The organism is Cupriavidus sp. 01L46 (assembly GCF_056399905.1).
The window spans coordinates 1-4,552 of record NZ_JBFTSF010000409.1; the positions used below are offsets into that span (position 1 = coordinate 1).

At 66.3% G+C, this 4,552-nt stretch carries 4 protein-coding genes; 1 reads left to right on the forward strand and 3 read right to left on the reverse strand.

What is annotated here, in order from left to right; translation table 11 throughout:
* The 3 genes from AC1DS3_RS35540 to AC1DS3_RS35550 all read right to left on the reverse strand — a co-directional run.
* The coding region (locus tag AC1DS3_RS35540) for an acid phosphatase (RefSeq protein ID WP_477129033.1) at window positions 1–668 on the reverse strand (668 nt) is incomplete at its 3' end.
* A 123-nt stretch (window positions 669–791) separates the two neighbouring features.
* Window positions 792–2,534 (reverse strand): class I adenylate-forming enzyme family protein, encoded by a 1,743-nt coding sequence (locus AC1DS3_RS35545; protein ID WP_441638911.1) that lies wholly within the window; start codon window positions 2,532–2,534, stop codon window positions 792–794.
* Window positions 2,535–2,733: 199 nt separating this feature from the next.
* Complete coding sequence (locus tag AC1DS3_RS35550) at window positions 2,734–3,498, reverse strand: SDR family oxidoreductase (RefSeq protein ID WP_006160016.1); 765 nt, start codon at window positions 3,496–3,498, stop codon at window positions 2,734–2,736.
* Between the two features lie 344 nt (window positions 3,499–3,842).
* On the opposite strand from AC1DS3_RS35550, the gene AC1DS3_RS35555 reads away from it, so the two are divergent.
* Window positions 3,843–4,552, forward strand: a 710-nt coding sequence (locus AC1DS3_RS35555) for a TraB/GumN family protein (RefSeq protein ID WP_477129034.1), incomplete at its 3' end; no start/stop codon positions are given.

Genomic DNA, 4,552 nt, shown 5'->3' on the forward strand with positions numbered 1-4,552 from the left:
TTGCAGACCAGCCGGCTTTGCCCATAGGCCAGCCCGCGCGCCAGGATCATATTGGACTGTTGCGGCGCGATTTCCGCCAGGATCAACGCCCACGCCCAGCCGATGGCGTTATGCCCCGAAGGGTAGGAGCCGTCCTTGGAAAGCATGGCTTCCTCGGCGGGCGTGCAACTCGGCTGCTGGTTGACCATGAACGGCCGGGCGCGCGTGTATTTGTCTTTCACGCCGTACGTCGATAATCCCGCATCGGCCAGGGTCCGGCGCAGCAGCAGGTAGAGCCGCGGCGTTTGCTCCTGCGATATCGGCACATCCAGCGCGCACGAAAAAACCCCCGCGGCCTGCGGGAATTTCAGGTTGGCGTCGACTGCCGCCTGGCGGTAGCGTGCCGTGCTTCGCAGGGCCTGGTTGCCGCGCGCGATCTCGTCGTCCAGGGCTTGCGCCGCGGAGCCGGGCGCGGGCGGCGGTGGCACCAGGGCGAGGCTATCGGGCCATGCGTCCGCCGGCAGGTAGCCGGCGAGAATGCCGGGCCGTATCTCCGGCACCGGCGCCGCGGTGCTGCCCTGGCCCTGGCTGGCACAGCCTGCGAGGAGCAAGGCAGTGCCCAGCACGGACAAGCCCGCGAGCCGGTTGCTGGCGGGCAGGAAATGTCTGGCGAATGAGTGTGCTTGCATCTGCGTTTGCATCTGTTGGTTGTTTCCGTAGCCGCCGTCGGACCGGCGTGGTACCGGTAGGCAAGCGGCCGTGCTCCCGTCCACGGCCKCCTGGGTGATCCTGTCCTTGTCCAGCGCGCGGGCTCAGGCTTCGAACATCTTGCGCAGCGTCGACTTCAGGATCTTGCCGTTGGCATTGCGCGGCAGCATGTCGGGGCAGAACACGATCCGCACCGGCACCTTGAAGGCTGCCAGCCGCTCGCCCACGAACGCCTGCAGTTCCGCCTCGGTGGCTTGCGCGCCTGGCTTCAGGCTGACCACGGCCGCAGGCTCTTCGCCCAGCGTGCGGTGGGGGATGCCGACCAGTGCGGCGTCCATGATCGCGGGGTGATCGTACAGCGCGCTTTCCACCTCGATGCTGTAGATGTTCTCGCCGCCGCGGATCAACATGTCTTTCATGCGGTCGACAATATAGACAAAACCTTCTTCATCCAGCCGCGCGATGTCGCCGGTCTTGAGCCAGCCGTCGATGAACGTTTGCGCGGTGGCTTCCGGCTTGTTCCAGTAGCCGCGCACCACGTTGGCGCCGCGCACCATGAGCTCGCCGGTCTCGCCGGTGGGCAAGCTGTGTCCGCGCCCGTCCACCACCTTCATCTCACCGATGGGCAAGGCCGGGCCGCCGCTCTCGGGGCGCTCGATATACTCCTCTGCACTGTGGCTGGTGAAGGTGGCCGACGTCTCGGTCATGCCCCAGCCAATGCCGGGGGCCGAATGCGGAAACACTTCCTTGATGCGGCGTACCAACTCGGCCGAAGCGGGGGCGCCACCGTAGTTGACGTTTTCCAGCGACGACAGGTCGAAGCGCTCGCGCTCCGGGTGCTCGATGATCTGCCAGGCGATGGTGGGCACGCCGCCGGCAGCCGTGCAACGTTCGCGCTCGATCAGGCCCATGGCACGCACGGCATCCCAGCGGCGCATCAACACGATCTTGGTGCCGCTGGCCAGCGCGCCGTTGAGCACCGCCATGCAACCGGTAACGTGAAAGAACGGCACCGACAGCAGCATGCCCTTTTGCGGCGCGGCCGGATCGGGCGCGGGGATCGCCTCGCCGCGGCGCAGGCAATTGCGCATCGGGCTGAATGCGGCGGCCACGGCCACATTGGTGGCGTTGCGGTGGGTGCCGAGCGCGCCCTTGGGCTTGCCGGTGGTGCCAGACGTATAGAAGATGGTGGCATCGTCGTCGGCGTCGATGGCCACAGTGGGCACCGGCAGTTCGGGCAGCGATGCCCATTGATCCGGCGTGCCGATCAGGCTCTCCAGCTGGCTGACGCGCGCGTCGCTAGCCGGCGCATCGGCGCGGCTGACGTAGATCTTTTCCAGCGCGGGGCAGCCTGGCAGGTGCTCGATGATGCGGCCCAGGCGTTCATCGTCAACGATGGCGATCTTGCTGCCGGAGTCGGCCAGGCCGTACTCCAGTTCCGCCCCGGTCCACCAGGCGTTGAGCGGCGTGACGATGGCGCCTGTCAGCAAGGCGCCGTAGAAAACGGCCGGCCATTCCGGCAGGTTGCGCATGGCCAGCGCCACGCGGTCTCCCTTCTTCACGCCATCTTGGATCAGCGCATGCGCGATGGTGAGCGCGGCGCGGGCGAACGCATCGTACGAGACACGTTCGTCTTCGTAGACGACGAAGGTTTTGTCGCCCAACGTGCGGGCTTGCAGGAACAGCTCGCGCAGCGTGGGTGGCGCGTTCTTCCAGACGACGGTGGTAATGCCCCGGATCACGCGCGTTTCGGTTTCGAAAGGGGCGCCGGGCGCGGTAAGGCGGGCGTGGGCCTCGGCCAGGCTGATTGCCGGCCAGGTCGTAGCGGATTGCGGGTGGTTCGACATCGGTGCCTCCCTGACTGCATGGCAGGATGGGCAACGCTCTGGCATGCCGGCGCGCAAGCTTGCCCGCGTGCCGCGCCAGCCCGGAAATGCGCTCGGCAATGCACGCGGGCACGAAGTGCCCGGCTCAGGCCTCGGGCATCGGGCTTTGCGCCCTGGCCCTGGAGCGAGCCCGGAACGGGAACAGCAGGTGCTTAGCGGCTCAGATCGTGACGCCGCCGTCCACCACCATGGCCTGACCGGTCATGAAGGTACTGGCCGAGGAGGCCAGGAACACCGCGGCGCCGGCAATCTCCACCGGCTCGCCGATGCGGCGCAGCGGTGCGCCTTGCGTCGACAGCTTGTAGCGCTCCGGATCCTCCCAGAGCGCCTTGGCGAAATCGGTGCGGATCAGGCCAGGGGCGATGCAGTTCACACGCACGTTGCTCGGGCCGAACTCCACCGCAAGGTTGCGCGCCAGCTGGAAGTCGGCTGCCTTCGACACGTTGTACACGCCGATGGTGGGCGAGCCGCGCAGGCCGCCGATGGACGACACGATGATGATCGAACCGTCCTTGCGCTCAAGCATCTGCGGGGCCACCATCTGGATCAGCCAGTGATTGGAGATGACGTTGTTGTCCAGCACCTTGCGGAACTGTTCGTCGGTCACGCCGCTCATCGGGCCGTAGTAGGGGTTGGACGCCGCGTTGCAAACCAGTACGTCGATCTTGCCGAACGTGCTGTTGGTCTGGTCGACCAGACGCTGCAGGTCTTCCTTGGAGGAGATATTTGCGGGCACGGCAATCGCGGTGCCGGCGCCATGCTTGGCATTGATGGCATCGACGACTTCCTGGCAGGCCTCGGCCTTGCGCGAGGAAATCACCACTTTGGCTCCCTGCACCGCCATCTGCTCAGCGATGGCGCGGCCGATGCCGCGTGAAGAGCCGGTGACGACGGCAACCTTGCCGGTCAGGTCGAACAATGACATGCGTGTCTCCTGGTGTCCTGGTCCTCGCGGGGCGGGACCAGATGATCTTTAAAAGGCGCTGGTGAATCTGCATCTTGGCAGCACGGCCCGGTGCGTGTTCTGCACAGCGGTTCACGCAGAAGCTTGCGAGCATCGTAGTGCTACCGGCCGGTACATTATGGTTGGGAGGCATGGCTCAGTCCACAAGCAAATCGGCAGCCGGCCCGGCTTATCAGAGAATTTTCTGTTGGCAATGCATTCGGTGCATGACGTCAGCAAGACAAGCGGCATGATGTCCGTACCCACAGACGGCGAACAGGCCATAACAGGCTGCAACAGGCCACAAAGGACGAGGTAAGCGTTTCATGCTTTGGCAAATCAAGGATACCGAGGTCTACCTGCTGGGGGCCATCCACGTGCTGGATGCGCCGTTGCCGGCACTGGTGCCGGCCGCGGAGCGCGCCTACCGCGCTTCGGCGCGGGTGGTCTTCGAGGTGGCGCTGGACCAGGCGCCGGACTTCGCGCCGGCGTACTTCCCGCAAGGCGATGGTCTTAGCCGCCATCTGCAGCCGGCCACGCTTGCGCAGGTGCGGGCGCTTTGGCTGGATTTCGGCCTGCCCGGCCCGGAACTGGAGCGCCTGCGCCCCGTGTTCGCCGCGATGCATCTGCAGTTCGCGGTGGCCGCCAGGCACGGCATCCTGGCGCAGCATGGTGTCGATCGGTTCTTGTGGGCGCGCGCCGCCGTCGATGGGCGGGCAACGGATGCGCTGGAGGATGGCACCGAAGCGCTGCAGATGTTGCAGTGCGTGCCGCTGGCCGAGCAGGTATCGATGCTGGCATTTTTTGCCGAGCAGCCGGAACTGGCCGCGGCGGAGCCGGCGGATATGGTGCGCTGGTGGCGGCAAGGGCAGGCCGGGCCGTTCGGCGCGCTGCTAGCGCAGCGCCGCGCACAATGGCCGGACACGCTGGCGGTCCTGGTCGATGCACGCAACCGGCAGTGGATGCCGAAAATCCAGGCGCTGGTCGCGGATCGCGTACCAACCCTGATCGTGGCCGGTGCCCTGCACATGGTGGG

What these genes read in the sequence shown, in the direction of transcription:
- AC1DS3_RS35545 (WP_441638911.1), bottom strand. Translation starts at nt 2,534, where the DNA reads ATGTCGAACCACCCGCAATCCGCTACGACCTGGCCGGCAATCAGCCTG.
- AC1DS3_RS35550 (WP_006160016.1), bottom strand. Translation starts at nt 3,498, where the DNA reads ATGTCATTGTTCGACCTGACCGGCAAGGTTGCCGTCGTCACCGGCTCT.